A 2,172-nucleotide genomic window follows, 5' to 3' on the forward strand; every position below is an offset into this window, starting at 1 on the left:
TGGCTAATAACATCATGTCGATCAGCCAATAACATCATGCCGATCACTTTTTTTCTGCCCGCGTTTATAGCGTCTTCCTTTTACTCCGCCTGATCGGCATCGGTCAAGTTGGCGCCCTGTTTTCTCATCGATTCTCCCGTTAAGGTCACGCGCACCGCTCTGTGGATCAGTCGGTCCAAGATCGCCTCGGCGAAGGTTGCCTCTCCGATCATCCCGTACCACTTCTCCACCGGCAATTGGCTCGCCACTATCGTTGAGACGTTGCCGTAGCGGGTATCGATGATCTCCAGCAGGTTGCTGCGTTCGCTCGCGTCCAGCATCTCCATGCCCCAGTCATCCAGGATCAGTACCCCTATGTTGCTTACCCGCTCCAGCAGTTTCGGATAGCTGCCATCCGCTTGGGCCAGTCGCATCTCTTCAAGTAGGGTTTTCAGCCGGTAATACCGCACGCCCACTCCTTGCCGGATAAAGTAACGGCCCAGGGCACACGCCAGGTAACTCTTGCCACAGCCTGCCGCGCCCGTTAGCAGCAGGTTTTGTTGATGACTCAGCCAGTGTCCTTCCAGCAGTTGGCGGATCTGCGCTTTGCTCACGCCTCGACCCGCCCGATAGTCGAGCTGCTCCACCTGTCCGGCTAGCCGGAACCGGGCTTGCTTCTCCAGGCGGTTGGTTTTCCTCTGCTCCCGCTGCACCAGCTCATGGCTCAGTAATAGTTGCAGCCGCTCTTCAAAACCCATATCCAGGTACAGCATGCTCTGGGCCTGCTGCTGGTTCAGAGCCTGTTTCATGCCGCTCAAGTGCAGGCGGCTTAGTTGTTCATCGAGGTGTAATTGCATCGGCTTCTCCTGATCCGTGGGGTTAGTGGAAGTAGTGCTCGCCATGGACATTGTCATGACGGATGTCTTGCAGCGGATCCTGTCGCTCGTTGGCAATGAGTTGTTGCTCCTCCAGGCCATGCTTGAGCATGCTGCGGATGTTGTGCAGCCGGTTGGCGCCGGTCAGGTGCCCCCGGAGGCAGGCCGCTTCCAGCCGCTCCTTGCCATAGGTTTTGCTCTGCCCCAGCAAGGCCAGGCAAGGGCGCACCGCTTGCGTCGAATGCTCTGCCTGCCGGATAAAGCCATCCACCCAATGCGTGGTGTAGGGGCCGATGGACGCCGCCCAGCCAAGCAGTCGCTCCGGCGACCACTCCAGCAGTGCCTGATGATGCGCGGGCATGTGTTCACGCAGGCTGCTGTGCTGGCCTTTGTGATGACTCCGCTGGTGTTCGGCCACGATCTTGCCCGCGTGGTACAGCGTGACGGTATGCTCGGCCAGATGCGCCTCCAGCCGCTTGCCCTGCAAGGCATAGGGCACTGAGTAATAGTGCTTTTCCAGATCGACGTGGTAGTCCTTACCAACCAGCACCGGCACTACTTTGGTGTAGTGATAGGGATAATCCGGCAACGGCTTGAGCGCCGGTGCATCGAGCTCGGCAAACAGTGAGGCACGGCAGCCAGGCAGCTTCTGGAAGGATTTCTGGTTGAGCCGGGTCAGCAGTTCACCCATTCGCTGATTGAGCTGGGCCAGGCTATGGAAGGTTTCATGACGCAGCACCGCCAGGATCCAGCGGGTGACGATCTGCACGCCCACCTCCGCCTTGGACTTATCCTTCGGCTTGCGGGGCCGCGCGGGCATGATCGCCGTACCGAAATGGGCCGCCAGCATCTGGTAGGTAGGGTTGAGATCCGGATCGGTATTGCGCGCCACGCTGACGGCACTCTTGAGGCAATCAGGTACCACCAATTGCGGCACACCGCCAAAGAACTCGAAAGCGCGCTTGTGGCTCATCACCCAGTCATCGAGCTGCTGGGAGCGGGTGGCCTCGGCAAAGGTGTAGTTGGAGGCCCCCAGCACGGCGACAAAGATCTGGGCCCGGTAAAGGATCTCGCCGGTATGCGGATCGACAATGGGCATGGTCTGGCCGCAGTAGTCGACAAAGAGTTTTTCGCCCGCAATATGGGTCTGCCGCATCGAGGGTTGCAGCAGCGCCGCCCACTCTTTATAGAGCCGACAGAAGTGGTTGTAGCTGTAGTGGGAGCCTGGATGGCGCTCGGCGTACTCCTGCCATAGCAGCTCGAGGGTCACGCCTTTTTGACCTGGTTTTTTGAGTTCCTGATGCAACAAGGCCCAGTT

General features: G+C 59.0%; 2 protein-coding genes. Both read right to left on the reverse strand.

Annotation, left to right across the window (positions count from 1 at the left end; all coding sequences use genetic code 11):
* Positions 1-80: 80 nt before the first annotated feature.
* The gene (gene istB, locus MUW49_RS05860; protein ID WP_043851824.1) at positions 81-836 is read right to left on the reverse strand and encodes an IS21-like element ISAs27 family helper ATPase IstB; all 756 of its coding nucleotides are present in this window, start codon (positions 834-836) and stop codon (positions 81-83) included.
* Between the two features lie 22 nt (positions 837-858).
* Positions 859-2,172: IS21-like element ISAs27 family transposase (gene istA / locus MUW49_RS05865; protein ID WP_244812512.1), on the reverse strand; the 1,314-nt coding region annotated here is incomplete at its 5' end.

It is taken from the genome of Aeromonas sp. LsrichE-8G (genome assembly GCF_022869435.1).
GTDB classification, from domain to species: Bacteria; Pseudomonadota; Gammaproteobacteria; order Enterobacterales; family Aeromonadaceae; genus Aeromonas; species Aeromonas caviae.

What these genes read in the sequence shown, in the direction of transcription:
- istB (WP_043851824.1), bottom strand. Translation starts at nt 836, where the DNA reads ATGCAATTACACCTCGATGAACAACTAAGCCGCCTGCACTTGAGCGGC.